General features: G+C 66.2%; 16 protein-coding genes and 1 tRNA gene. 4 read left to right on the top strand and 13 right to left on the bottom strand.

The features are described 5' to 3' along the window. Nucleotides 1-20 precede the first annotated feature (20 nt). Complete coding sequence (locus QMG84_RS17370; RefSeq protein ID WP_281929438.1) at nt 21-1,265, bottom strand: aminotransferase class I/II-fold pyridoxal phosphate-dependent enzyme; 1,245 nt, start codon at nt 1,263-1,265, stop codon at nt 21-23. 217 nt (nt 1,266-1,482) lie between these two features. Between QMG84_RS17370 and ccmA the strand changes: the two genes are divergently transcribed. Both ccmA and ccmB read left to right on the top strand, forming a co-directional pair. Continuing rightward, nucleotides 1,483-2,145, top strand: coding sequence for a heme ABC exporter ATP-binding protein CcmA (gene ccmA, locus QMG84_RS17365; RefSeq protein ID WP_281929436.1), 663 nt, complete (start codon nt 1,483-1,485; stop codon nt 2,143-2,145). Then, the gene (ccmB, locus tag QMG84_RS17360) at nt 2,142-2,813 is read left to right on the top strand and encodes a heme exporter protein CcmB (protein WP_281929434.1); all 672 of its coding nucleotides are present in this window, start codon (nt 2,142-2,144) and stop codon (nt 2,811-2,813) included. Before ccmA ends, ccmB begins: the two co-directional genes overlap by 4 nt. A gap of 105 nt (nt 2,814-2,918) precedes the next feature. On the opposite strand, the gene QMG84_RS17355 is transcribed toward ccmB, so the two are convergent. The 3 genes from QMG84_RS17355 to QMG84_RS17345 all read right to left on the bottom strand — a co-directional run bounded on the left by QMG84_RS17355 (nt 2,919) and on the right by QMG84_RS17345 (nt 7,814). Next, nucleotides 2,919-3,716, bottom strand: coding sequence for an enoyl-CoA hydratase (locus QMG84_RS17355; protein WP_281929433.1), 798 nt, complete (start codon nt 3,714-3,716; stop codon nt 2,919-2,921). Nucleotides 3,717-3,792: 76 nt separating this feature from the next. Continuing rightward, on the bottom strand, nt 3,793-6,201 hold the full coding sequence (locus QMG84_RS17350) for a penicillin-binding protein 1A (RefSeq protein ID WP_202071186.1): 2,409 nt from the start codon (nt 6,199-6,201) through the stop codon (nt 3,793-3,795). Nucleotides 6,202-6,554: 353 nt separating this feature from the next. Continuing rightward, the gene (locus QMG84_RS17345; protein ID WP_281929431.1) at nt 6,555-7,814 is read right to left on the bottom strand and encodes an N-acetylmuramoyl-L-alanine amidase; all 1,260 of its coding nucleotides are present in this window, start codon (nt 7,812-7,814) and stop codon (nt 6,555-6,557) included. Between the two features lie 715 nt (nt 7,815-8,529). Here QMG84_RS17345 and QMG84_RS17340 point away from each other — a divergent pair. Continuing rightward, nucleotides 8,530-11,559 (top strand): Rne/Rng family ribonuclease, encoded by a 3,030-nt coding sequence (locus QMG84_RS17340; RefSeq protein WP_281929429.1) that lies wholly within the window; start codon nt 8,530-8,532, stop codon nt 11,557-11,559. Between the two features lie 357 nt (nt 11,560-11,916). Here the strand turns inward: QMG84_RS17340 and QMG84_RS17335 are convergent, their stop codons facing one another. After that, complete coding sequence (locus QMG84_RS17335; RefSeq protein WP_281929428.1) at nt 11,917-13,086, bottom strand: aminotransferase class I/II-fold pyridoxal phosphate-dependent enzyme; 1,170 nt, start codon at nt 13,084-13,086, stop codon at nt 11,917-11,919. Between the two features lie 194 nt (nt 13,087-13,280). Between QMG84_RS17335 and QMG84_RS17330 the strand changes: the two genes are divergently transcribed. Further along, entirely contained in the window at nt 13,281-14,579 is a 1,299-nt protein-coding gene (locus tag QMG84_RS17330; RefSeq protein WP_281929427.1) for an MgtC/SapB family protein, read from the top strand. Here the strand turns inward: QMG84_RS17330 and modC are convergent. The 8 genes from modC to lon all read right to left on the bottom strand — a co-directional run bounded on the left by modC (nt 14,574) and on the right by lon (nt 23,202). After that, the gene (gene modC / locus QMG84_RS17325) at nt 14,574-15,650 is read right to left on the bottom strand and encodes a molybdenum ABC transporter ATP-binding protein (protein ID WP_281929426.1); all 1,077 of its coding nucleotides are present in this window, start codon (nt 15,648-15,650) and stop codon (nt 14,574-14,576) included. The genes QMG84_RS17330 and modC overlap by 6 nt on opposite strands. Next, nucleotides 15,647-16,333 (bottom strand): molybdate ABC transporter permease subunit, encoded by a 687-nt coding sequence (gene modB, locus QMG84_RS17320; protein ID WP_281929424.1) that lies wholly within the window; start codon nt 16,331-16,333, stop codon nt 15,647-15,649. The genes modC and modB overlap by 4 nt, the downstream gene beginning before the upstream one ends. A 97-nt stretch (nt 16,334-16,430) precedes the next feature. Beyond that, a complete protein-coding gene (trxA, locus tag QMG84_RS17315) occupies nt 16,431-16,751 on the bottom strand; it encodes a thioredoxin (RefSeq protein ID WP_202071194.1) in 321 nt (106 codons plus the stop codon). Between the two features lie 559 nt (nt 16,752-17,310). Next, complete coding sequence (locus QMG84_RS17310) at nt 17,311-18,846, bottom strand: acyl-CoA carboxylase subunit beta (protein ID WP_281929422.1); 1,536 nt, start codon at nt 18,844-18,846, stop codon at nt 17,311-17,313. Between the two features lie 39 nt (nt 18,847-18,885). Beyond that, the gene (locus QMG84_RS17305) at nt 18,886-19,578 is read right to left on the bottom strand and encodes a COG3904 family protein (RefSeq protein ID WP_281929420.1); all 693 of its coding nucleotides are present in this window, start codon (nt 19,576-19,578) and stop codon (nt 18,886-18,888) included. A gap of 225 nt (nt 19,579-19,803) precedes the next feature. Beyond that, nucleotides 19,804-19,879 (bottom strand) — tRNA-Val (locus tag QMG84_RS17300). Between the two features lie 162 nt (nt 19,880-20,041). Beyond that, nucleotides 20,042-20,323, bottom strand: coding sequence for an HU family DNA-binding protein (locus QMG84_RS17295; RefSeq protein WP_246744662.1), 282 nt, complete (start codon nt 20,321-20,323; stop codon nt 20,042-20,044). 452 nt (nt 20,324-20,775) lie between these two features. Beyond that, the gene (lon, locus tag QMG84_RS17290; RefSeq protein ID WP_281929417.1) at nt 20,776-23,202 is read right to left on the bottom strand and encodes an endopeptidase La; all 2,427 of its coding nucleotides are present in this window, start codon (nt 23,200-23,202) and stop codon (nt 20,776-20,778) included. Nucleotides 23,203-23,304 lie beyond the last annotated feature (102 nt).

Raw genomic sequence — 23,304 nt, 5'->3', positions numbered from 1 at the left:
GACGCGCCCGCGCCGTCGTATCAGGCGGCGGCGCCGGACATGGCGGCGGCGACGATGCGCTGCGCCTCTTCCGACACAGGCGGGATGTCGCGCAACGCCTGTATGACGCCGCGGATTTCCGCCTCCGTATGGTTCGCCGAGAAGAAGAAGCGCAGGCGCGGTCCGTCCTTGGGCACGCCGATGCGCACGACGGGCGGCACATAATAGCCCTTCTCGAGCAGATGCCGCGCCGCCCACATCGTTTCCAGATCGTTTTCGAAGAGGATCGGCACCACGCCGCGGCCGATCGCCGGGCCCGTGGAGAAGCCGTTTTCATGCGCGACCTGGCGGAAAAGCTCGGCGTTCTGCGCCAGCTTGCCGATGCGCCAGGTCTCTTCCTGCATCAGCCGCAAGGCTGTGCGCGCCGCCGCGAGAACGACCGGCGAGAAGCCGACGCTATAAACGAAGCCCGGCAGCGTGTAGCGGAACCACTCGATCACTTCCTTCCTGGCGCAGATATAGCCGCCGCAGGAGGCGAGCGATTTGGAGAGTGTGCCGATGATGAGGTCGATGCGCTGCGGATCGACGCCCTGATGCTCCGCAAGCCCGCGGCCATGGTCGCCCAGAACGCCGAGCGAATGGGCTTCGTCGACCATCAGCCAGATTTGATATTTGTCCTTGATTTCATAGAGGCGCGGCAGATCGGCGGTGTCGCCGTCCATGCTGTAGACGCCTTCGACGACGACCAGCACATTGCGATATTCCTCGCGATGGCGCGCCAGCAGATGGTCGAGATGGTCCATGTCGTTGTGGCGGAACTTGACGACATGGGCCGGCGCGCCCTCCGCGCCATAGACGATGCTGTTATGGGCAAGCTCGTCGATGAAGATCGCGTCGCGCTTGCCGTTCATCAGATAGGAAATAGTGGTGACGTTCGAGAGATAGCCGGAGACGAGCGCCAGCGCGCTTTCCATGCCGATGAATTCGGCGATCTCCGCCTCGAACTGCTTATGCGTGGTGCGCTCGCCGCCCACGAGCCGCGAGGCGAGCGCCCCGACGCCGAGCCCGTCGACCTCGCGCTTGGCCTCCTCGCGGATGCGCGGATGATTGGCGAGGCCGAGATAATCGTAATTCGCGAAGCTGACGAAATGCGTCCCCTGCGCTTCGAAGTCCGCCTTGAGCTTGTCGATCTGCGCGAAGAAGGGGTTATTGAACTCGAGCAGGGCGTTGCCCGCGAAGCGGAATCTCCGCGAGGCATAGTCGGGGAGGCTTCTGTGTTTCGTCACTGAATTCGCAGTCCCTGAATGGCCGGGCGCGGCCGCGCGCGCTTGCTTTTCCCGAAGAATCAAGGCGCCCTGAGCCGTTAGGGCGCCTGGAGGCTGATCGGATCCCTTAGCACCCTCCTCGCCCTCGCGCCAGTGCGCCTGCGCCTTGGGTAGGCTGGCAGGAAAGCGAGAGCGGGCCTATGGCGCTTGCGCCCGGCTTTCTCTATTGGCTTTCAACATGGAAAAGAGCCCGCATCGCCCCCATGCAGACGTCCAGTCCGCCCTCCGGCTGAGCGTGGAGAATCTCGCCGTCTCGCGCGGCGGCCGGCCCGTGCTGGCCGGTGTCAGCTTCGCTCTTTCGGGCGGCGAGGCGCTGGTGGTGACGGGCCGCAACGGCGCCGGGAAATCGACCCTGCTGCGCACGCTCGCCGGCCTTCTGCCGCGCGCCGCCGGCGAGATGCGGCTGGAGGGCGCGGGCGAAGAGGCGGAACTGCCCCAACAGGCGCATTATCTCGCGCATGCCGACGGCATGAAGGCGGCGCTCTCCCTCGAAGAAAATCTCGAATTCTGGTCGTTCTATCTCTCCCCCGCGGCCGATCCGCGCGCCCGGACGATCGCAGAGGCGCTTGCCGTCGTCGGGCTCTCTTTCGCGTCGCGCGCCCCATTCGGCGCGCTCTCGGCGGGCCAGAAGCGCCGCGCGGCGCTGGCGCGGCTCCTCGTCGCTTTCCGTCCCGTGTGGCTCCTCGACGAGCCGCTGACGGCGCTCGACAAGGTTTCGCGCGAAAAATTCGCCGCGGTGATGCGCGATCACTGCGCCAAGGGCGGCCTCATCGTCGCCGCGACCCATGAGCCGCTGGGGCTCGAGGAAGCCGGCGAGCTGGCATTGGGAGGCGCGAAATGACCTCGCCGATCGGCGCGCTCTTCCTGCGCGAATGGCGCATCGCCCGCCGTGTCGGCGGCTCGGGCGCCATGGGGGTGGTGTTCTTCCTCACCCTCGTGACGATCGTCCCCTTCGCCGTGGGGCCGGACCCGAACCTCCTCGCCCGCATCGGCCCGGCGATCCTGTGGATCGCGGCGTTGCTCGCGAGCCTGCTCGCCTTCGACCGGCTGTTCCAGGCGGACGCCGAGGACGGCTCGCTCGATCTGCTGCATCTGGGCGAAACGCCGCTGGAGCTGGCGGTGCTGGTGAAATGCGCCGCCCATTGGGCCGCGACCGGCCTGCCGCTCATCATCGCTGCGCCCTTTCTGGGGTTGATGCTGCAGCAGGAGACGATCGCGCTCGCGGGCGTGGTGGCGACGCTCTTAGTGGGCACCCCGGCGCTGACCCTCATCGGCGCCATTGGCGCGGCGGCGACGGTGACCGTGCGGCGCGGCGGTCTGCTGATGGCGTTGCTGGTGCTGCCGCTGACGATTCCGGTGCTGATTTTCGGCGTCTCGGCCTGCGAGGCGGCGACCGGCGGGACCGTGCCTTTCTATTCGCCCTTCTCGATCCTCTGCGCCATCACGCTCGTGGCGCTGGCGCTGTGCCCCTTCGCGGCGGCGGCGGCGTTGCGGCATTTGGGGGAGTAACGCCGTCATTGCGAGGAGCGCAGCGACGAAGCAATCCAGGGGCCCCGATGTGGCTCTGGATTGCTTCGCTGCGCTCGCAATGACGGGGCGGCAGTGATTGCCACGTCACGGCTCCCGCCACTCCGGCGCCCGCTTCTCCAGAAACGCCGCGATCCCCTCTTTCGCGTCCTCGGCGAGCATATTCTCCGCCATCACGGCGCTCGCGAGATCATAGGCCTCGACGAGCGGCTTCTCGCGCTGGGCGTAAAACGCCCTCTTGCCGAAGCGGATCGCCTCCGGCGACTTCGCCGCGATCAGCTCGGCGAGGGCCCGCGCGCCGGTGCGTGCGCCGTCCTGTGAGACGCGGTTGACGAGCCCGATGCGCAGCGCCGCCTCCGCGCCGATTGGGAAGCCGGTGAGCAGCATTTCCAGGGCGTGTTTCGGCGCGAGATTGCGGGAGAGCGCCACGGCGGGCGTCGAGCAGAACAGGCCAATGTCAACGCCCGGCGTGCAGAAGCGCGCGTTCGGGCCGGCGACGGCGAGGTCGCAGCTCGCGACGAGCTGGCAGCCCGCCGCGGTGGCGATTTCGTCGACGGCGGCGATAACGGGCTGCCGCAGCCCGACGATCTTTTGCATCAGCGCCGAGCAGCCCCGCATCGTCTCCTCGAAGAACCCACGCCCGCCGTCGGCGTCGCTCCGGTGAGCCGTCAGCTCCTTGAGGTCGTGACCCGCGCAGAAGGCCGGGCCCTCGGCCTGCAGCACCACGACGCGAATGTCGCCGCGCTTCTCCAGACCGTCTAGCCGCTGCGACAGCGCCGCCAGCATCGCCACCGACAAAGCGTTGCGCGACGCCGGCCTGTTGAGCGTCAGCCGCGCGACATGCCCCGCTTCTTCCTGGAGGACGAATTCATTGCTGTCGGTCATGGGCCAGGGCTCTTGTGCAACCATTAGTTAAAAATAGAGCGGCCGGAAACTTTCGTCTCCGGCCGCTTTCTCTCGATCAGTAAAGCCCGCCCGTGCCGCTGCCGACCTGCTGGTCGACGTCATGCGGCGTATTGAGCTGGCGGGGGCCGCCGCCTTCGCCGCTCGTGTAGGAATCCGGCGGCGCGGTGCCCGGCTTGAAGGGCCAGAGCTCGCCGCCGCTCGCGGTGCGCAGGCCGGTGCTCGGATTGACCGAGATCAGCTTGATGCCCGGCGGCACGCGGAACGGCGTATCCGGCTTGTCCTTGAGGGCGACCGTCATGAAGTCGCGGAAGATCGGCGCGGCGAAGAGCGCGGCCTGGGCGTGGCTGCCCATGGAGCGCGGGCGGTCGTAGCCGATATAGACGCCGACGGCGAGGTCCGGCGAGAAGCCCACGAACCAGAGGTCCTTCGCCTCATTGGTCGTGCCGGTCTTGCCGGCGAGATGCTTGCCGACGGATTTGATCGACACGCCGGTGCCGCGCTGGATGACGCCTTCCATGATGTTGGTGATCTGATAGGCGGTGAGCGGGTCGAGCACCTGCTCGCGCTTGTCGATCAGCTTGGGCTCGTTCTGATTGTCCCATTTCGCCGCGTCGCAGCCCAGGCACTGGCGCTCGTCGTGGCGGAAGATGGTCTTGCCCCAGCGGTCCTGCACGCGGTCGATCAGCGTCGGCTTGATGCGCTTGCCGCCATTGGCCAGCATGGAATAGCCGGTGACCATCTTGAGCAGCGTCGTCTCGCCGGCGCCCAGCGACAGCGAGAGATAAGGGCCCATGTCGTCGTAAACGCCGAAACGCTTGGCGTATTCGGCGATGAGCGGCATGCCGACGTCCTTGGCGAGGCGCACCGTCATCATGTTCTTCGAATGGACGATGCCGTAATTGAGCGGATGCGCGCCGGTGCCGTGGCCGCCTTCGAAGTTCTCCGGCGTCCAATAGCTGCCGTCGGCCTGCTGGATCGAAATGGGCTCGTCGAGGATGGACGAGGAGGGCGTATAGCCATTGTCGAGCGCCGTCGCATAGACGAAGGGCTTGAAGGAGGAGCCCGGCTGGCGCAGCGCCTGGCTGGCGCGATTGAACTCCGATTGGTCGAAGGAGAAGCCGCCGACCATGGAGAAGACGCGGCCCGTATAGGGGTCCATCGCCACCATGGCGCCCGAGATTTCGGGGATCTGGCGTAGGCGGAAGTGGCCCGGATTGCCCACCATCGGCTCGACATAGATCACGTCGCCGACCGTGAGCGCGCCGCGCGGGCCGCGGCCGGTCCAACGCATGCCCTCGGCCGTGAGCAGGCCGGTCTCGCGCTCGCGCGCCACGTCGCCGGAAGCCTCGCGGCCCGGCTGCAGGCCGACGCGGGCGCCCGCTTCGTTGACGTCGAGCACCACGGCGAGGCGCCAGGGCTTGATGTCGCCGAGCGCAGGAATGCCGGCGAGCGGGACGCCCCAATCGGAAGAGACGTCGATATGGTTCATGGCGCCGCGGAAGCCATGCGCCTCGTCGAAGCGCACGAGGCCGTCCGCCAGCGCCTTGCGGGACCAGGCCTGCATCTTGGGGTCGAGCGTCGTGCGCACCGACAGCCCGCCCTCATAGAGGCCCTTGTCCTTGTAGCGGTCGAGCAGCTCGCGGCGCACTTCCTCGGCGAAATAGCCGGCGACGTAAGTATTGGGCGAGAGGGCGCGCGGGTTGACGCCGAGCGGCTCCGCCTTGGCCTTCTCCGCCTCCAGATGCGTCACGACGCCATCGGCCTCCATGCGGTCGATCACATAGTTGCGGCGCTCGATCGCGCGGTCGCGATGCTGGAAGGGATGGTAATTATTGGGGCCCTTGGGCAGCGCGGCGAGATAGGCGGCTTCGGCGAGCGTCAGCTCATTGACCGATTTGTTGAAGTAATTGAGCGCCGCCGCGGCGACGCCATAGTTGCCGAGGCCGAGGTAGATCTCGTTGAGATAGAGCTCGAGGATGCGCTCCTTGGAATAGGCGGCCTCGATGCGAAAGGAGATCAGCGCCTCGCGAATTTTGCGGTCGATCGAGCGCTCATTGCCGACGAGGAAGTTTTTGGCGACCTGCTGGGTGATCGTCGAGGCGCCCTGCACATGCCGGCCGCCCTGCGCCAGCACCGAGAGCGCGCGCACGACGCCTTCCGGGTCGATGCCGTTATGGGTGTAGAAATTCTTGTCTTCGGCCGAGATGAAGGCCTGCTTCACGAGCGCCGGAATGGCGGAGCTCGGCAGGAACAGGCGCCGCTCGCGCGAATATTCGGCCAGAATGGAGCCGTCATTGGCGTGAAGACGCGTCGTGACCGGGGGCTCGTAGTTTCGTAGCTGCGCCGTATCCGGCAGATCCTTGGAATAATAGTAGACCAGCGCGGAGGCCGCGACGGCGCCGATCAAAAAGACGATCGTGCCGGTCGCGAAGACAAAGCCTAGAAACCTTGCGAGAAGTCGCATGAAATTCTTCCTCTCAGCGGGCGGGGAGGCCCGTGGCTTTTCGCCTGATCTTATATGGCGCCGGCGCCCGCCCTTTCGCTAGGACTGGGCCGGCCGGCAAGCGCGCAATTCGGCGTTGGTCCGCCGCGTGCGCGATTAGTTTTTCTGGATGGGGCCCACTCGAAACGGAAATCACCCGTCAATTCGCCTCGTGGCGCGGCAATGCTTTAGCACCGCCAGCGCCCGCCGATCCAGTGGCTTTTGGCCGATCGTCGCGCCGCCGTGGTGGCCAGGCGTGATGTCGCCGGTCTGTCCGGCGCGCAGCGAGCCGCGGCCCTGACGGCGCCTTTTTCAAAATGATGCGGTTTTGTGTTTTATTGTGGGCGCTCGAGCTTGACCGGCGCGCGCGCCTCGCGCGACCGCGCGGCGAAGAAGGCCTCGATCGCTTCCGCGGTCTTGCCGGCGGCGCGGTCGCGCCAGTCGACCGAGGTCAATCGCGCGAGATCCTTCTCGCTCGAAAGATAACCAAGTTCCAGGAGGACCGAGGGGATGTCGTAGGACTTCAGGACAACGAATCCGGCGGCGCGCGCGGGGTTCTTGTTCAGACTGCCGGCCTCCTTCCAATGCGAGATCAGCGTTTGCGAAAACTGGGCGCTGAAGGCGCGGGTTTCGCGCTGAGTGAGTTCGTAGAGGATGTCGCCGACCTGCTCGACGTCCTGCTTGCTCTCCAGGCCCGCCGCCTTGTCCGCCAGATTTTCCTTTTCGGCGATTTTCGCCGCCTCGGCGTCGGAGGCCTTGGTCGACACTGTATAGATGGTCGCGCCCTCGACATGGCCCTCGGCGAGCGTGTCGGCGTGGATCGACAAAAAGAGCGCGGCGTTGTTGCGATGGGCGATCTGGACCCGCTCGTTGAGCGGCAGGAAAATGTCCTCGCTGCGCGTCAGCACGGCTTTCAGCCGACCGCCAGCCTCGATCTTGGCCGCAAGCGCGCGGGCGAACTCGAAGACGACCGCCTTTTCCTGCTCCCCGTGCTTGCCCGTCGCGCCCATGTCGACCCCGCCATGGCCGGGGTCGATCACGACGACCGGCTTATCGGAAGCCGCCGGAGTCGCGGCGGCCGTGGCAGGCGCAGGCTCGGCGCGCGCCAAAGCGGCGGCGCTTTCGGCGGCGGCGGCGGTGAATTGCGCTTCGGTGGTCGGCGCGAGCTCGACGATCAACCGGGCCCCGTCGCCAGCGGGCTCGCTTTCGGCCCGCACAATCTGGGCGGGCGCCGCGAGATCGACCACCACCCGCGAGCGTCCCTGGGCGAACTGGCCATAGCGGTAGGATTTGACGAGCCGGGACTTGGCGGGCGCGCGGCCGTCCTTGGCGTCGAGATGGAAGGCGACCTCGGGCAGATCGACGATGACGCGCGCCGGATTGACGGCGAGATGCGCGCTCGCCTTTACGGCGCCGGTCAGCTCGAAAACCAGGCGGGCGTGGTCTGCGAGCGTCTCGACGCGGCCGGCGACCGCCGCAACAGGGGCGCCGGGCTCGGCGGCCAAAGCGGCGCTCGCGCCGGCGAGAAGGGCCGCCGCAGCGCCGACAGCGCGGCGCGCCCAAGTCTTTTTTCGGCGGGAAGGCGGCTGTCGCATGGCCCGAAGCTCGCAAAATTGCGTCAATCTGGAGAACTATATAAACGATTCTTCAAGCGCGTCCCTTAAGGGACCGTTAGCATCCACAGCTTCAGCCGGAGCGCGGCGCCGTTTTCGGGCGTCCGTCGCATAAATGCCGCAGAAGCGACGCTTGCGCGTCTTGCGGGCGCCCGCTATGAAGTGGGAAGCGCTCTGTGGAAGTCTGGCGCCGCAGCGTGGGCAGGCGCCCTTTGCATCGGCGGCCGACGGATTTCCAGGACGGGCTGACGTCTTCCGTCACGCGCGGCTTTGCGCCGGCTGTGACGCATACTCGCCGCCTTTGGGCGTCGCGAAAGGTTTTTTGACGATCTCATGGCTACGACCATGATAAGCGCTGCAGCGAAGATTCGCCTCGCCCGGTTCGGCCGCGCGATGCGGCTGCGCTCAAATCTTGCGCTTCGCGGTCTTTGCCGCAGGGACCGCGACGCAGGCAATGGTCGCGTTCCCGGTCGTCATTTTGTTCGGTCGATCGCCGCGGATGCGGCGTTCCGGCCAGGCGATCTGTCCGCCGGCCTTCGCGCCGGCCAGCGTGTCAAAGGCCTTCGGCCTTTTCCCTTTTCCCCGACAACATGCGTTCGCGCCCTCGCGCTTCGCCGAACAGCGGTCGCCGCGTCCTTGAACGGATCGCGGCTTGCTCCTCCGGCCGTCGCGCGCGCAACGCCGCAAAGAGTCCCCCATGGCAAACAAAATGCTGATCGACGCCTCCCACCCGGAGGAGACCCGCGTCGTCGTATTGCGCGGTAATCGCGTTCAGGAATTCGACTTCGAGGCCGCCGAAAAAAAACCGCTGCGCGGCAATATTTATCTCGCGAAGGTCACGCGCGTGGAGCCCTCGCTCCAGGCCGCTTTCGTGGATTACGGCGGAAACCGCCACGGCTTCCTGGCCTTCGCCGAAATCCATCCGGATTACTACCAGATTCCCGTCGCCGACCGTCAGGCGCTGATCGAGGAAGAGAGCCGCGCCCATCGCGAGCACGAGGAGGAAGAGCATCGTCCGCATGGCCGGCGCCGCTCCCGCCGCCGCCAGCACGAGGCGGCCGAAAAGCGCGCGGCCGAGGACGAGACGCTCGTCAGCGAGCCGGTCGACGTCGAGGCCCTGATCGAGGCCGCCGAGGAGGGCGAAGCCCCCGCCGCCGAGCCTGTGGACGCCGGCGCGCCGACGATCGCCGCCGAGGCTATCGAATCCCCGGAAGCGATCGCGCCGACCGACGTCGAAGTCGAGGCCGAAGCGGTCCTGCCCGTCTCCGCCGAGGTCGAAGAGGCCGCCGCGCCCGCCGCCGACGAGGCGCATCATACGATTTCCGTCGATCCGTCGGGCTTCGGCTCGGTGGAAGAGGGCGAGGCCGACGAATTCGTCGAGGAGACGCCCGCCCCCGACCATGAGCTGAAGGCCCGCCGTCAGGACGAGCGTGACGAAGAGCGCGCCCGCGAGGAAGGCCAGGAAGACGAGGAAGGCGCGGCCGAGGAAGGCCAGGAAGACGAGGAAGACGAGGCTGCGATCCACGCCCGCGCCCCGGCTGAGGAAGAGCATCACGACGACGACCACGACGACGAGGAGCACGACGAGGAAGAGCACGTCGAGCACATCGGCGGCGACGCCATGGACGAAGCGCCCTTCCGCGTGGTGCGTCCGCGCCGCCAGTATAAGATTCAGGAAGTCATCAAGCGCCGCCAGGTGCTGCTCGTCCAGGTCGTCAAGGAGGAGCGCGGCAACAAGGGCGCGGCGCTCACCACCTATCTCTCGCTCGCCGGCCGCTATTCGGTGCTGATGCCCAACACGGCGCGCGGCGGCGGCATTTCCCGCAAGATCACCGATGGCGCCGACCGCAAGCGCCTCAAGGAGATCGTCCACGACCTCGAAGTGCCGGAGGGGATGGGCGTCATCCTGCGCACCGCCGGCGCGACCCGCACCAAGGCGGAGGTCAAGCGCGACTTCGAATATCTGCTGCGGCTCTGGGAGAGCGTGCGCGAGCTGACGCTGCGCTCCTCGGCGCCGATGCTCGTCTATGAGGAAGGTTCGCTCATCAAGCGCGCGATCCGCGACCTCTATGGGCGCGACGTCGAGGAGATCGTGGTCTCCGGCGACGACGCCTATCGCGAGGCCAAGGATTTCATGCGCATGCTCATGCCGAGCCATGCGAAAAACGTAAAGCAGCATCGCGAGCCGGTTCCGATCTTCGCGGAAGCGGGGGTCGAGGCGCAGCTCGACGCCATGTTCTCCAACAATGTCACGCTGAAGTCCGGCGGCTATCTGGTCATCAACCAGACCGAGGCGCTGGTCGCCATCGACGTGAACTCCGGCCGTTCGACCCGCGAGCATAATATCGAGGACACGGCGCTGCGCACCAATCTGGAGGCGGCCGACGAAGTCGCTCGCCAGTTGCGCCTGCGCGACCTCGCCGGCCTCATCGTGGTCGATTTCATCGACATGGAGGAGAGCCGCAACAATCGCGCCGTCGAGCGCCGTCTGAAGGACGCGCTCAAGAACGACCGCGCCCGCATCCAGGTCGGCCGCATCTCGCATTTCGGCCTGCTGGAGATGTCGCGCCAGCGCATCCGCGCCGGCGTCGTCGAGGGCTCGACCGTGCCTTGCCCGCATTGCGCCGGCGCCGGGCATGTGCGGTCCACCGCCTCGGTCGCGCTGCATGTGTTGCGCGTGCTGGAGGAGGCGTTGCTCAAGAGCGCGTCGCATGACGTAACGCTGCGCACAAGGGCCGTCGTCGCGCTCTACATCCTCAATCAGAAGCGCGCGCATCTGCAGGCGCTCGAGAACCGGTTCGGCGTGCATATCACCGTCGCCGCCGACGACACGTTGACGGGCGCCAATTATCACGCGCTGGAGCGCGGCGAGCCGGCCTCTGGTCCGCGTATCCCCGTCGCGCCGGCGCCGCTGCGCGTCGATTCGGTCCGGGCGGAGCCGATCGAGGAGGAAGTCCTCGAAGAAGAGGTTTTCGCCGAGGAAGAAGAAATGGCCGAGGCCGGAGAACCGGCTCTCGCCCATGGCCGCCGCGAGAGCCGCGAGCCGCGCCGCGCCAATGGGAATGGGGAAGAAGGCGACGAGGGCGCTCAGCGCTCGCGCCGCCGCCGCCGCCGCCGCGGCCGTGGCGGTGGACTGAATGGCGAGGCGAGTTTGGCTCCCGGCGCCGAGCAGCCGTCCGACGAAGGTCTCGCCTTCATGGCGGCCATCGAAGGGCAGCCCGCCCCCCGCGAGACGCGCGAGCCTCGCCCGGCCCGTGGCCGCGGTCCCGGCCGCTGGCGCCGTTCGGCGCCGCTGCCGGAGGAATTTCGCGATCCTTCCGCGCTCTTCCCGTCCGACGAGGGCGCGCAGGAGCAGGAAGCTTTGGTGACGCCGCGCGAGGCCCATATGCCGGACTTTGCGCCGCAGGCCGAAAGCGCTGCGCCGTTCCAGGAGGCGCCCGCGCCGGTCGAGCAGCCTTCGGCGGCGCCGATTGCGGCCGAGCCTGCGCCGGTAGAGGCGCCGAAGGCTGAGGTCTCCGACGTCGAGGCGAAGACCGAGGCTGCGCCGGCGGCGCCCGTCTCGGTAGAGCGGGCTGCGGAGACGGCGGCCCCGGCAGAGCCTGCTGCGCCCGCGCCCGCGCCGGTCCCACCGAGGAAGCCGACCGAGGTGGTGATCACGCAGGCTGACCCGACCGCACCGAAGAAGGGCGGCTGGTGGCAGCGGGTGAAGACGCCTTTCGGGGAGTAAGGGGGGCGCGTCGCAACGGCAGCGCTGGGGCCCGCCGCTTCCTTCCAGGGAAGTGAGAAATCACGAATCTTGGGCGCGTCATGGCCGGGCTTGTCCCGGCCACCCACGCCGAGGGATATGGCCTTCTCCGGGAAGAGCTGTTGGTTTGGCGCCATCCCTGGCGCTCGCGCCGTTCAGACACACAGGAAATCCACCGCCGTCATTGCGAGGAGGCGGAGCCGACGAAGCAATCCAGGGCCGCATCGCCGCCCTGGATTGCTTCGCTCCGCTCGCAATGACGGGCTCTGAGTAAAGCCAGCGATTTTGTGGCTCTGGATTCCCGGTCGAGGTGACGGTGGGAAGGGATGATGTCGCTACTCACCCCCGAGGCTGCGTCGAAAGCCACGCCGCGAGCCGCGCGGCGCCCTCGGCGACCTCGGCCTCTGCGCCCGCATAAGAGAAGCGGATCATCGTTCGCCCGCGCCTCCGATCGAAATCGAGGCCGGGCGTCGCCGCGACGCCCGCCTCCACGAGCAGGCGCTTGCAAAAGTCCATCGAGTCGGCGGTGAAATCCGACACATCCACGTAGAAATAGAAGGCGCCGTCCGGCGGCGCGAAGCGGGTCAGACCCATCGCCGGCAGGCGCTCGCGCAGCAGCGCCCGGTTGCGCGCATAGGCGGCGCGGTTTTCCTCGAGCTCCTGCGTGGCGTCGAAAGCCGCGAGCGCCGCCCGCTGCGAAATGGTCGGCGCGCAGATCGCCAGCGATTGTTGCAGGCGCTCCAGAGGCCGCATCAGCCCTTCCGGCGCGATCAGCCAGCCGAGCCGCCAGCCGGTCATGGCGTAATATTTCGAGAAGGAATTCACGACGATGGCGTTCGGCGTGAAGCGCAAAGCCGTTTCGGCCGGCGCGTCATATTCGAGCCCGTGATAGATCTCGTCCGACACGAAGACGATCCCCGCCTCGTCGCAAAAGGCGCAGATTTTCGAAAGCTCGTCCGCGTCGATCATCGAGCCGGTCGGATTGGCCGGGCTCATGAACAGCGCGCCGTCGAGCTTCTTCTCGCGATGCGCGGCTGCGAGCATGGCGGCGGTGGGCGCGAAACGGGTTTCCGGACCGACCTCCAGCGGGACCGCCTCCAGTCCGAGGGAGGCGAGAATATTGGCGTAGGCCGGATAGCCCGGCGCCGTGACGGCGATGCGCGCGCCGGCGTCGAAGGCGCCGACCAGCGCCAGCATGAAGCCGCCGGACGCCCCCGTCGTGACGATCACCCGGTCCGGCGAAACGCAGGCGCCATATCGCGCGCCGTAATGCGCCGCGATGCGCTCGCGCAAGGCCCGATCGCCCAGCGCCTCGCCATAGCCGATTCTGCCGTCCCGCAGCGCCGCGGCCGCGGCCTCCCGCACGCGCAGAGGCGCCGGCGCGCCCGGTTCGCCCAATTCCATATGCACAATGTGCCTGCCGGCGCGTTCCAGCGCCCTGGCGTCGCGTAGGGCGTCCATCGCCATGAAGGGCGCGACGGCGGATCGGCGGGAGGGGCGCGGCGACATTTGCGGCTTCCTGTATCTTAACCAGACGGGCGCTATGGTCGGGGCGACGTAAACCGCCGACCGACGGCGTGAATGTCCCGATGCTTGAAGACATTGCAAGAAGCCTTCGGGAATAAAATCGCCGAAAGAAGCGCGGCAAAGTTCTCTTCTTCGGCGCACCGGCGGCCTTTCTCTTCTGTGAGGGCTTTCGTAAAATGTATGACCTCACCGCCGCCGAGCTCATCCAGCGCCTCGTCTTCGCGCTGGCGATCGGCCTGCTCATCGGTCTGGAGCGCGGTTGGCGCGCCCGGGCCGAGGAGCCGGGCGAGCGCACAGCGGGCTTGCGCACCTACGGACTCGCGGCGCTGCTCGGCGGCGTTTGGGGCGCCATCGCCCGGCAATTTGCCGATCATGGCGGCGCCATCGCGCTGGGCGTGGCCTTCGTCATCTATGCGGCGGCGATGACCGTCTTCCGCTACCGCGAGACGATGCGCGACCAGACCTTCGGGGCCACCTCGATTGTCGCCTTGATGCTGTCCTTCGCGCTCGGTGCCTATTCGGTCGTCGGCGAAGAGACGGCCGCCGCCGCCGGCGCGGTCGCGACCGCCTCGATTCTCGCCCTGAAGGAATCCCTGCACGAGCAGATCGCGCGCATGACCTGGGCGGAGCTTCGCTCGGGCCTCGTGCTCCTCGTCATGAGCTTCATTTTCCTGCCGGCGCTTCCAGACAAGGCCATCGACCGCTGGGGCGCGATCAATCCTTACGAGCTGTGGCTGATGACGGTGCTGATCGCCGCCGTCTCCTTCGCCGGCTATGTGGCCGTGAAGCTGATCGGCTATCGGCGCGGCGTCGCCGTGGCGGGCCTGGCGGGCGGATTGGCGTCGTCGACTGCCGCGACGGCCGCCATGTCGCGTCTCGCCCACGAGCGGCCGGAGGCAATCGAGGTTCTGGCGGCGGGCGCGATTTTCGCCAATGCCGTGATGGGGCCGCGCGTGCTCGCCATTCTGACCGTCGTCAACCCGGGTTTCGGCCTGCGCCTCGCGGCGCCGCTCATCTCCATGGCCCTGGTTTATCTGATCGCCGGCGGCGTGCTGATGCGCCGTCACGGCCCGGCGCGCGAGGAAGCGGAGAATCCGCTGGGGATGACCAATCCGCTCGATTTACCCGCCGTGCTGAAATTCGGCGCGCTGCTCGCCGTGGTGATGATCCTCGCAAAGGTCGCCACCAATCTTGCAGGGAGTCCGGGCGCTTATGCCTTGGGATTGATCTCGGGCATAGCGGATGTCGACGCCATGTCGCTCGCCATGGCCCGGCACGGCGCGGCGGAGATCGGCGTCGCGCCGGCCGCGCTCGCCGTTCTTCTTGCCATTCTCTCCAACACCCTCGCCAAATCGGTCATGGCCTGGATGATGGGCGGTCGCTCGATGGGCCTGCGTTTTGCTGCGACGTCGGCCCTCGCGATGGCGGCCGGCGGCGCCGCGCTGTTCCTCGTCCCGGCGATCGACGGCCTATAGGATACGCTCGTCGAGCGCGACGGACTTCACAAGCGCATAAACCTGCGAGCCCAGCGCCAGCCCTAGCTCGTCGAGCGCCAGCCGCGTCACCGCCGCGATGAGCTTGTCGCCGCCGGCGAGATCGAGCGTGACGAAGGCGAGCGCATTGCCGTTCACCTCGATCCGGGCGATGCGCCCGCGCAGGATCGTGCGCACGCTCGTCTCGGCGGGCGCCTTGGCGAGCGTGATGTCCGTCGCCTTGATGGCGACGCGCGCCTCGCCGGCTTGCGCGATCCGCGCGGCGACGAGGATTTCGCCGGCGGGATGGGAAAGTCGCGTCACGCCATAAGCCTCGTCGACGGCGGCGATGCGCGCCACGAGCGAATTGATGAGCCCGAAGCGCCCGCCCTCGATGAGCCGGGCCGCGCCGGGCAGCACGTCGAGCGGCGGGCCCTGCGCGACGATCCTTCCCTTATTGATGATCGCGGCCTCGTCGGCGAGCCGCGCGATCTCTTCGGCGGAATGCGACACCAGCACGATCGGCGTTTTGAACTCGTCGCGCAGCCTTTCGATGAGCGTCACGATCTCCAGCCGCCGCGCATGATCGAGCGCCGCCATGGGCTCGTCCATCAGCAGGAGGCGCGGCGAGGAGAGAAGCGCGCGGGCGAGCCCGACGCGCTGGCGCTCGCCGCCCGAGAGCGTCGCTGGCCAGCGTTCGAGAAGATGGCCGACCCCAAGGGTCTGGATGATGGCGTCGAAGGGCGCGCGCCGCTCCGCCTTGGGCGTGAAAAACTGTCCGAAAAGGATGTTGGTCTTCACGCGCAAATGCGGAAACAGCAAAGCGTCCTGGAAGACGACGCCGACGCGCCGTTTCTCCGGCGGCAGAAAGACGCGATTTTCCGTGTCGAGGAGCGTGACGCCGTCGACGACGATCCGGCCGCTGTCCGGGCGGGTGACGCCGGCGATCAGATGGGCGAGCGTCGATTTGCCGGCGCCCGAAGGGCCGTGAAAGGCGAGAATGCGCGCGTCGCTCTGCAAAGCGCAGTCGAGCTCGAAGCCCTTCCTCGTCAAGCGGACGTCGAGAGAAATCATTTCCGCCCGCCGAGCTGTGCTTGCAGCGCTTCGGAAGCGACGAGCGCGGCGACGGCGATCGCCGCCGAGATCGCGGCGAGCCTCAGTGCGGAAATATCGCCGCCCGGCGCCTGCAGCAGCGCATAGATGGCGGCGGAAATCGTACGCGTCTCGCCGGGAATGCTGGAGACGAATGTGATCGTCGCGCCGAATTCGCCGAGCGCCTTGGCGAAGCCGAGAATGGCGCCCACCAGCAGGCCATTGGCGGCGAGCGGCAGCTCGATCAGCGCGAAGGCCCAAAGGCGGCTCGCGCCGAGCGAGCGGGCGGCCGTGGAAAGACGCGGATCGACGTTCTCGAAGGCGAGGCGCACCGGCCGCACCATGAGCGGAAAGCTCATCACGGCGGCGGCGAGCGCCGCGCCGGTCCAGCGGAAGGCGAAAACGACGCCCAGATACTCAGCCAAAAAGCCGCCGATCGGCCCGCGCCGGCCGAAAAGCAGCAGCAAAGCGAAGCCGGTGACGACCGGCGGCAAGACGAGGGGGAGATGGACGAGCGCGTTGACCGCCGTGCGGCCCGGGAAGCTCCAGCGCGCGAGCGCATAGCCGACAAAGACGGCCGCCGGGAGCGAGAAGAGGGTGGCGGCGCTCGCGACTTTCAGGCTGAGAAATATTGCGGTGAGATCATCCGGCGATAAATCGAACAAGAGTCGCAACGCCTCGTAGGATTATAAAAAAGCGAGCCTGAAGGCTCGCGGTCCAGGCGTTCCCGGACCGCGAGCCTTCAGGCTCGCAAAAATCATGTCAGACCGCGCCGCCGATCCAGCGCGCCAGTTCGCCCTTGGGCGCGGCGCCGACTTTCTGCGCGGCGGCCTTGCCGTCCTTGAAGATGATCAGCGTCGGGATCGAGCGGATGCCGAGCTTGCTGGCAACGGCGGGATTCTCGTCGATGTTCAGCTTCACGACCTTGATCTTGCCCTTCATTTCCGCGGCAATCTCTTCGAGCGCGGGGGCGATCATGCGGCAGGGCCCGCACCACTCGGCCCAGAAGTCGACGACGACGGGCTCTGCGGCTTTCAGGACTTCCTGCTCGAAAGTGGCGTCGGTAATTTTTTGCGTGGACATGAGGGGCCTTTCATTTCGGGCCGACGGCGGGAATTTTGTGGTTGGAACGTAGGAAGGGGTTTCTCGCGCGTCAAGCAGCGGTCACGCCGGCGACGGCTTGGCGGTGAGGCTATGGCTTGAGAGGAAATCTCTATAGTGGCCCCTCAAACACAAAGAGCGGGGACGGCTGGGCCGCTCCCCACTCTTTGGCACCCTGTCCTTTAACCGGATTGAACGCCTGGCTCCGAAGTCTTAAGCGCTCCGATAACCGCTCGCAGCGGCTCGTTCTTCGAGCCTAGCGCGAGTCGCGTTCTTTCCGGCGTCCTCCCCGACTTGGACCGTTGCTGGGAAATTGTAGGCTAAACGCTATAAACGCTTAGGCTTACCCAACCAACTTGGCGAGGGGGACACTATGCGAAAATAAAGGGCCTGTCACTCGAAATTGTGCATGCTGACGAAAAATCGAGACGGGCGCCGTGCATTTGAGCATTACTTATCGTCAAGTCGTTTCAAATCGGAACCAAAGAGAAAGGCGCGGCTCGACGCCGCGCCTACTATAGGTTGTAGCTTCGAGAGCGCGTTACAACGGTATGTTGTCGTGCTTCTTCCAGGGGTTCTCCAACTCCTTGTGACGGAGCAGCGCCAGGGCCCGGCCGATTCGCTTGCGCGTCGAATGGGGCATGATCACCTCGTCGATGTAACCGCGCTCGGCGGCGACGAAGGGCGACAGGAAGCGGTCTTCATATTCCTTGGTGCGCTGGGCAATCTTCTCCGGATCGCCGAGGTCGGCGCGGAAGATGATCTCGACCGCGCCCTTCGCGCCCATGACGGCGATCTGCGCCGAGGGCCAGGCGTAATTGACGTCGCCGCGCAGATGCTTGGAGGACATGACGTCATAGGCGCCGCCGAAGGCCTTGCGCGTGATGACGGTCACTTTCGGGACGGTCGCCTCGGCATAGGCGAAGAGCAGCTTCGCGCCATGCTTGATCAGCCCGCCATATTCCTGCGCCGTGCCAGGCAGGAAGCCGGGGACGTCGACGAAAGTGACGATCGGAATATTGAAGCAGTCGCAGAAGCGCACGAAGCGCGCGGCCTTCTTCGAAGCGTCGATGTCGAGCACGCCGGCGAGCACCATGGGCTGGTTGGCGACAAATCCCACCGTGCGGCCCTCGACGCGGCCGAAGCCGACCACAATGTTCTTGGCGTGGGCGTCCTGGATCTCGAAAAAATCGCCTTCGTCGACGACCTTCGAGATCAGCTCCTTGATGTCGTAAGGCTTGTTGGGATTGTCCGGGATCAGCGTGTCGAGCGAGGCATCGAGCCGGTCGACCTCGTCGAAGCTCGGCCATTCCGGCGGCGTCTCGGTGTTGTTCGCCGGCAGGAAGTCGATGAGCCGGCGCATCTGCAAAAGCGCCTCGACGTCATTGTCATAGGCGCGGTCGGCGATGGAGCTCTTGGTGGTGTGCACCGAGGCGCCGCCGAGCTCCTCCGCCGTGACGGTCTCATTGGTGACGGTCTTCACCACGTCCGGGCCGGTCACGAACATATAGCTCGTGTCGCGCACCATGAAGATGAAGTCGGTCATCGACGGCGAATAGACGTCGCCGCCGGCGCAGGGGCCCATGATGACGGAAATCTGCGGAATGACGCCAGAGGCCAGCACATTGCGCTGGAAGACCTCGCCATAGCCGCCGAGCGCCGCGACGCCCTCCTGGATGCGCGCGCCGCCGGCGTCGAAAATGCCGATAATGGGCGCGCGGTTCTTGAGCGCCATATCCTGCAGCTTGATGATCTTCTGGGCGTGGGTCTCGGACAGCGAGCCGCCGAAGACGGTGAAGTCCTTGGCGAAGACGAAGACCGCGCGGCCATTGACCGTGCCCCAGCCGGTGACGACGCCGTCGCCGGAGGTCTTCTCGCCCTGGTCCATGCCGAAGTCCGTGCAGCGATGCGTCACGAACATGTCGAATTCTTCGAACGAGCCCTGGTCGAGCAAAAGCTCTATACGCTCGCGCGCCGTCAGCTTGCCGCGCGCATGCTGCGCGTCGATCCGCTTGTGGCCGCCGCCGAGGCGCGCCGAGGCGCGGCGCTGTTCGAGCCCGTCGAGAATATGTTTCATGTCCAGCCCTGTTTCTTTCGTTTATCTCTTTTGGCGCTCTTATAGCTTGCGCGATCCCAGACGCCAGCGCGTAATGTCGGAGCCGGACAGCATATACAACTGATCGGGCGAGGTGCGCTCGGCGAGATTGACGAGATCCGGGCTCACGCCCATGCCGCTGGCGTAGCGCGCGAGCATGGCGCGCATGCCCCCGTCGTCGTAATTGCGTTCGCGGACAAAGCCTTCCGAAAAGTCGAAGCTCGTCGAATAGTTGAACATGCGGTGGATGCCGACGCGGCTCTGGGGCGGAATGACCCGCTTCCGGCCGCCCATCAGCGCATAGACGCAGGCCGAATAGCAGCGGCCAGAGACCAGCGCCATGTTCCGGGAGGCCTGTTCGGCCGCCGGGCGCGCCACGATCACGGCCATGCCGAGACGCCGCAGCGCCTGTCCGAGCTCCATGGAGGCGACGACCTTGCCGCCGGGCGAGTCGAGCAGCAGAATGCCGTGCAGATTCCCGCCGCCGACATTCTCGCGCACGAAGCTCAAAAAGGCGTTCGGGGTGCCCTCTCCAATCTCGCCCTGGGCGGCGATAACCTGCGGGCAATTCGCGCCGCAATTGCCGGCGTCGAGACCGACGACGCGAAAGTTCATTTCCTCGGCGGCGCCGGCCGGGGGAGAGAAGGTCGCCAGCGCAAAGAGGCCGAGGGCGCCGAGCGCCAAAGTCCGCAATTTCATGATCGCCCGCATCATGTGAGTCCTCACCGGCCCCAGCCTAATTCGCAACACGCGAGCGGCAAAGGACTTTCGCACGACGACCGTAAAAAGGTCGGAGGCGCGGGCGCGCCGCCGGCTCGCCCAAGGAATGCGAGTTACGGGGCCGCGCCATTCGCGTCAAGCCATGGAGAGGGTCGCTGACGCGACGCCTCGGGAATGGCGAGCAGCTTGCATATAGAGCGTAAAGTCGGATGCGATTTTTGGTGGGCGGTGAGAGGATCGAACTCCCGACATTCTCGGTGTAAACGAGATGCTCTACCATCTGAGCTAACCGCCCACGCCCGCCTTTTCGAGGCCAGCGGCACGCTTTTAGTGAGGGCGCGAAGCATAGGCAAGCGCCATGCGCCAAAATGCCGAACGGCCGCCGGACGCGCCTCGCGGGCAAAGCGCCGCGTAGGTCGTCCGACGGCCGTGCCCGGCCCTCGACGTTCGGAAGTGTTTACTTGGCGTCGTTGAGCGCGGTCTTCAGCGTCGCGCCGGGCTTGAAGCGCGCGCTCTTGGAGGCGGGAATTTCGATCTCCGCGCCGGTCGCCGGATTGCGGCCCGTGCCGGCGGCGCGTTCCTTGACAGAGAAGGTGCCAAAACCGACCAGGCGGACTTCCTCGCCCTTTTTCAGGGCGTCGGTGATGCCGCTGAGGACGGCGTCGATCGCAGCGGCGGCGGCGGCCTTCGAGCACTCGGTCTCGGCCGCGACGTGCTCGACCAGTTCCAATTTGTTCATGGTCATTTCCTTCTCTTGACGCGCTGCGAGGCCGAGGATGTCCGCGCGACGAAGCGGCGGTGTCGAATCGACGGCGCGTAGCGTGGGGGGAGTGTTGGGTTGGAATCGCCCGAAACGCAAGGGATTGGCGGCGCCCGCCCCCCAGAAATCGCGGGAAATCCGGGGAAACAAGCGCTGCATTGCAGAAAAGCTTCGCAATTGTGGCGGTTTTGCGTGGCGGGCGCGGGGGGCTCAAGAAAATGAGGGGTAAAAAAAGAGCCCCATCCGAGGGATGGGGCTCCGTTTGTTGATAAACCTCCGAGGCGGCCTCGTCCTTCGAGACGCGAGCTTTGCTCGCTCCTCAGGAAGAGGCCTCGGCGTCTGAGGCAGAGGCGGAAGCCCCTCATGCTGAGGAGCCTGCGCAGCAGGCGTCTCGAAGCACGAGGGGCGTTGTCGGCCTATCTTCTCGAGGCTCAGTGGGCGCGCACGCCCGCGTCGTCGTCGGCCAGCGCGGCGGCGCGTTTCGAGAGGGCGGCGGTATCCTCTTCCCATTGGATCGGCGTCGGCAGGGAGACGAGGGCGTGCTGGAGCACCTCGTCCATCCGCGCCACCGGCACGATTTCCAGCCCGTTCTTCACCGCGTCCGGAATATCCGCCAGATCCTTGGCGTTTTCCTCGGGGATCAGCACCTTCTTGATGCCGCCGCGCAGCGCCGCGAGCAGCTTCTCCTTCAGGCCGCCGATCGGCAGCACGCGGCCGCGCAGCGTGATCTCGCCGGTCATGGCGATGTCGCGACGCACCGGGATGCTTGTCATGATCGAGACGATGGCGGTCGCCATGGCGACGCCCGCCGAGGGGCCGTCCTTGGGCGTCGCGCCTTCCGGCACGTGCACATGGATGTCGCGGCGGTCGAAGAGCGGCGGCTCGACGCCGAAGTCCACGGCGCGCGAGCGCACATAGGACGCAGCCGCCGAGATCGACTCCTTCATCACGTCGCGCAGATTGCCCGTGACGGTCATCTTGCCCTTGCCGGGCATCATGACGCCTTCGATCGTGAGCAGCTCGCCGCCGACTTCCGTCCAGGCGAGACCCGTGACGACGCCGACCTGATCTTCGAGCTCCGCCTGACCATAGCGGAACTTCGGCACGCCGAGATAATTGGAGATATTCTCGGCGGTGACGACGATCTTGTCGGCCTTCTTGAGCAGGATCTCCTTCACCGCCTTGCGGGCGAGGTTGGAGACTTCGCGCTCGAGATTACGCACGCCCGCCTCGCGGGTGTAGCGGCGGATGAGCTCCATCATACCGTCTTCGGTGACCATCCACTCTTCCGGCGCGAGTCCATGCTTATGGACGGCGCTGGGGATGAGATGCTTGCGGGCGATCTCCAGCTTCTCGGCTTCGGTGTAGCCGGCGATGCGGATGATCTCCATGCGGTCCATCAGCGGCGCAGGGATGTTCAGCGTATTCGCCGTCGTCACGAACATCACATTGGAGAGGTCGTAGTCGACCTCGAGGTAATGGTCGTTGAAGCTCTGGTTCTGCTCGGGGTCGAGCACCTCCAGCAGCGCCGAGGACGGATCGCCGCGGAAATCCATGCCCATCTTGTCGATCTCGTCGAGCAGGAAAAGCGGATTGGAGGACTTGGCCTTGCGCATCGACTGGATGATCTTGCCGGGCATCGAGCCGATATAGGTGCGCCGATGGCCGCGAATCTCGGCCTCGTCGCGCACGCCGCCGAGCGACATGCGGACGAATTCGCGTCCCGTCGCCTTGGCGATCGACTTGCCGAGCGAAGTCTTGCCGACGCCGGGCGGGCCGACGAGGCACAGGATCGGACCCGTCAGCTTATTGGCGCGGCTCTGCACCGCGAGATATTCAAGGATGCGCTCCTTGACCTTTTCGAGGCCGAAATGCTCGGCGTCGAGCACCTCCTGCGCCTGCACGAGATCGCGCTTGACCTTCGAGCGCTTGCCCCACGGGATCGAGAGGATCCAGTCGAGATAATTGCGTACGACGGTGGCTTCGGCCGACATCGGCGACATCTGCCGCAGCTTCTTGAACTCGGCGACGGCCTTGTCGCGCGCCTCCTTCGAGAGCTTGGTGTTCTTGATGCGCTCCTCGAGCTCGGCGAGGTCGTCCTTGCCCTCCTCGTCGCCCAGCTCCTTCTGGATCGCCTTCATCTGCTCGTTGAGATAGTACTCGCGCTGAGTCTTCTCCATCTGGCGCTTGACGCGCGTGCGGATGCGCTTCTCGACCTGAAGGACCGAGATTTCGCTTTCCATCAGCGAGAGGCACTTCTCCAGACGCTTGGCGACGTTGAGCGTCTCCAGCACGTCCTGCTTGTCGGCGATCTTGACCGAGAGATGCGAGGCGACGGTGTCGGCGAGCTTGGAGAAGTCGTCGATCTGCGTGACCGCTCCCACCACCTCGGAGGAGACGCGCTTGTTGAGCTTCACATAGCTCTCGAACTCGGAGATCACCGAGCGGCCGAGCGCCTCGACCTCGACCGGCGAGCCGTCGTCGTCGGCGAGCGCCTCGGCGTCCGCCTCGTAGAAGTCGTCGATGCGCGAATAATTGCGCACGGAGGCGCGCGCCACGCCCTCGACCAGGACCTTGACAGTGCCGTCGGGCAGCTTCAGAAGCTGCAGCACGGAAGCAAGCGTGCCGATCGGGTAAATGGCGTCGGTCGCCGGATCATCGTCGCCGGCGTTCTTCTGCGTCGCCAGCAGAATGAGGCGATCGCTTTTCGTCACCTCTTCCAGGGCGCGGATGGATTTCTCACGCGCAACGAAGAGCGGCACGATCATATGGGGGAACACCACAATATCGCGCAAAGGCAGGACGGGATAGCTTTCGACCGCTCCCGGCGTGATGGCGTCGCGCTTTTCGTTGCTCATGATGATTATCCTGCTTTTGTTTGCGCACCCCGCCCGGCGGCAATGCGAAAATTACGAGCGAACTTAGAGTTTGTCTAAACTAGCAAGACTTGGGCCGCAATG

Origin of the sequence: Methylocystis iwaonis, from assembly GCF_027925385.1 — a bacterium.
Lineage (GTDB): Bacteria > Pseudomonadota > Alphaproteobacteria > Rhizobiales > Beijerinckiaceae > Methylocystis > Methylocystis iwaonis.
The sequence above is the reverse complement of the archived record's forward strand: the minus strand, read 5'-3'. Positions and strand labels throughout refer to the sequence as shown.

Coding starts and splice junctions, on each gene's coding strand:
- QMG84_RS17330 (WP_281929427.1), top strand. CDS start 13,281: ATGTATGACCTCACCGCCGCCGAGCTCATCCAGCGCCTCGTCTTCGCG.
- QMG84_RS17340 (WP_281929429.1), top strand. CDS start 8,530: ATGGCAAACAAAATGCTGATCGACGCCTCCCACCCGGAGGAGACCCGC.
- QMG84_RS17335 (WP_281929428.1), bottom strand. CDS start 13,086: ATGTCGCCGCGCCCCTCCCGCCGATCCGCCGTCGCGCCCTTCATGGCG.
- lon (WP_281929417.1), bottom strand. CDS start 23,202: ATGAGCAACGAAAAGCGCGACGCCATCACGCCGGGAGCGGTCGAAAGC.
- QMG84_RS17350 (WP_202071186.1), bottom strand. CDS start 6,201: ATGCGACTTCTCGCAAGGTTTCTAGGCTTTGTCTTCGCGACCGGCACG.
- QMG84_RS17305 (WP_281929420.1), bottom strand. CDS start 19,578: ATGATGCGGGCGATCATGAAATTGCGGACTTTGGCGCTCGGCGCCCTC.
- QMG84_RS17310 (WP_281929422.1), bottom strand. CDS start 18,846: ATGAAACATATTCTCGACGGGCTCGAACAGCGCCGCGCCTCGGCGCGC.
- ccmB (WP_281929434.1), top strand. CDS start 2,142: ATGACCTCGCCGATCGGCGCGCTCTTCCTGCGCGAATGGCGCATCGCC.
- modC (WP_281929426.1), bottom strand. CDS start 15,650: ATGATTTCTCTCGACGTCCGCTTGACGAGGAAGGGCTTCGAGCTCGAC.
- ccmA (WP_281929436.1), top strand. CDS start 1,483: ATGGAAAAGAGCCCGCATCGCCCCCATGCAGACGTCCAGTCCGCCCTC.
- QMG84_RS17345 (WP_281929431.1), bottom strand. CDS start 7,814: ATGCGACAGCCGCCTTCCCGCCGAAAAAAGACTTGGGCGCGCCGCGCT.
- trxA (WP_202071194.1), bottom strand. CDS start 16,751: ATGTCCACGCAAAAAATTACCGACGCCACTTTCGAGCAGGAAGTCCTG.
- QMG84_RS17295 (WP_246744662.1), bottom strand. CDS start 20,323: ATGAACAAATTGGAACTGGTCGAGCACGTCGCGGCCGAGACCGAGTGC.
- QMG84_RS17355 (WP_281929433.1), bottom strand. CDS start 3,716: ATGACCGACAGCAATGAATTCGTCCTCCAGGAAGAAGCGGGGCATGTC.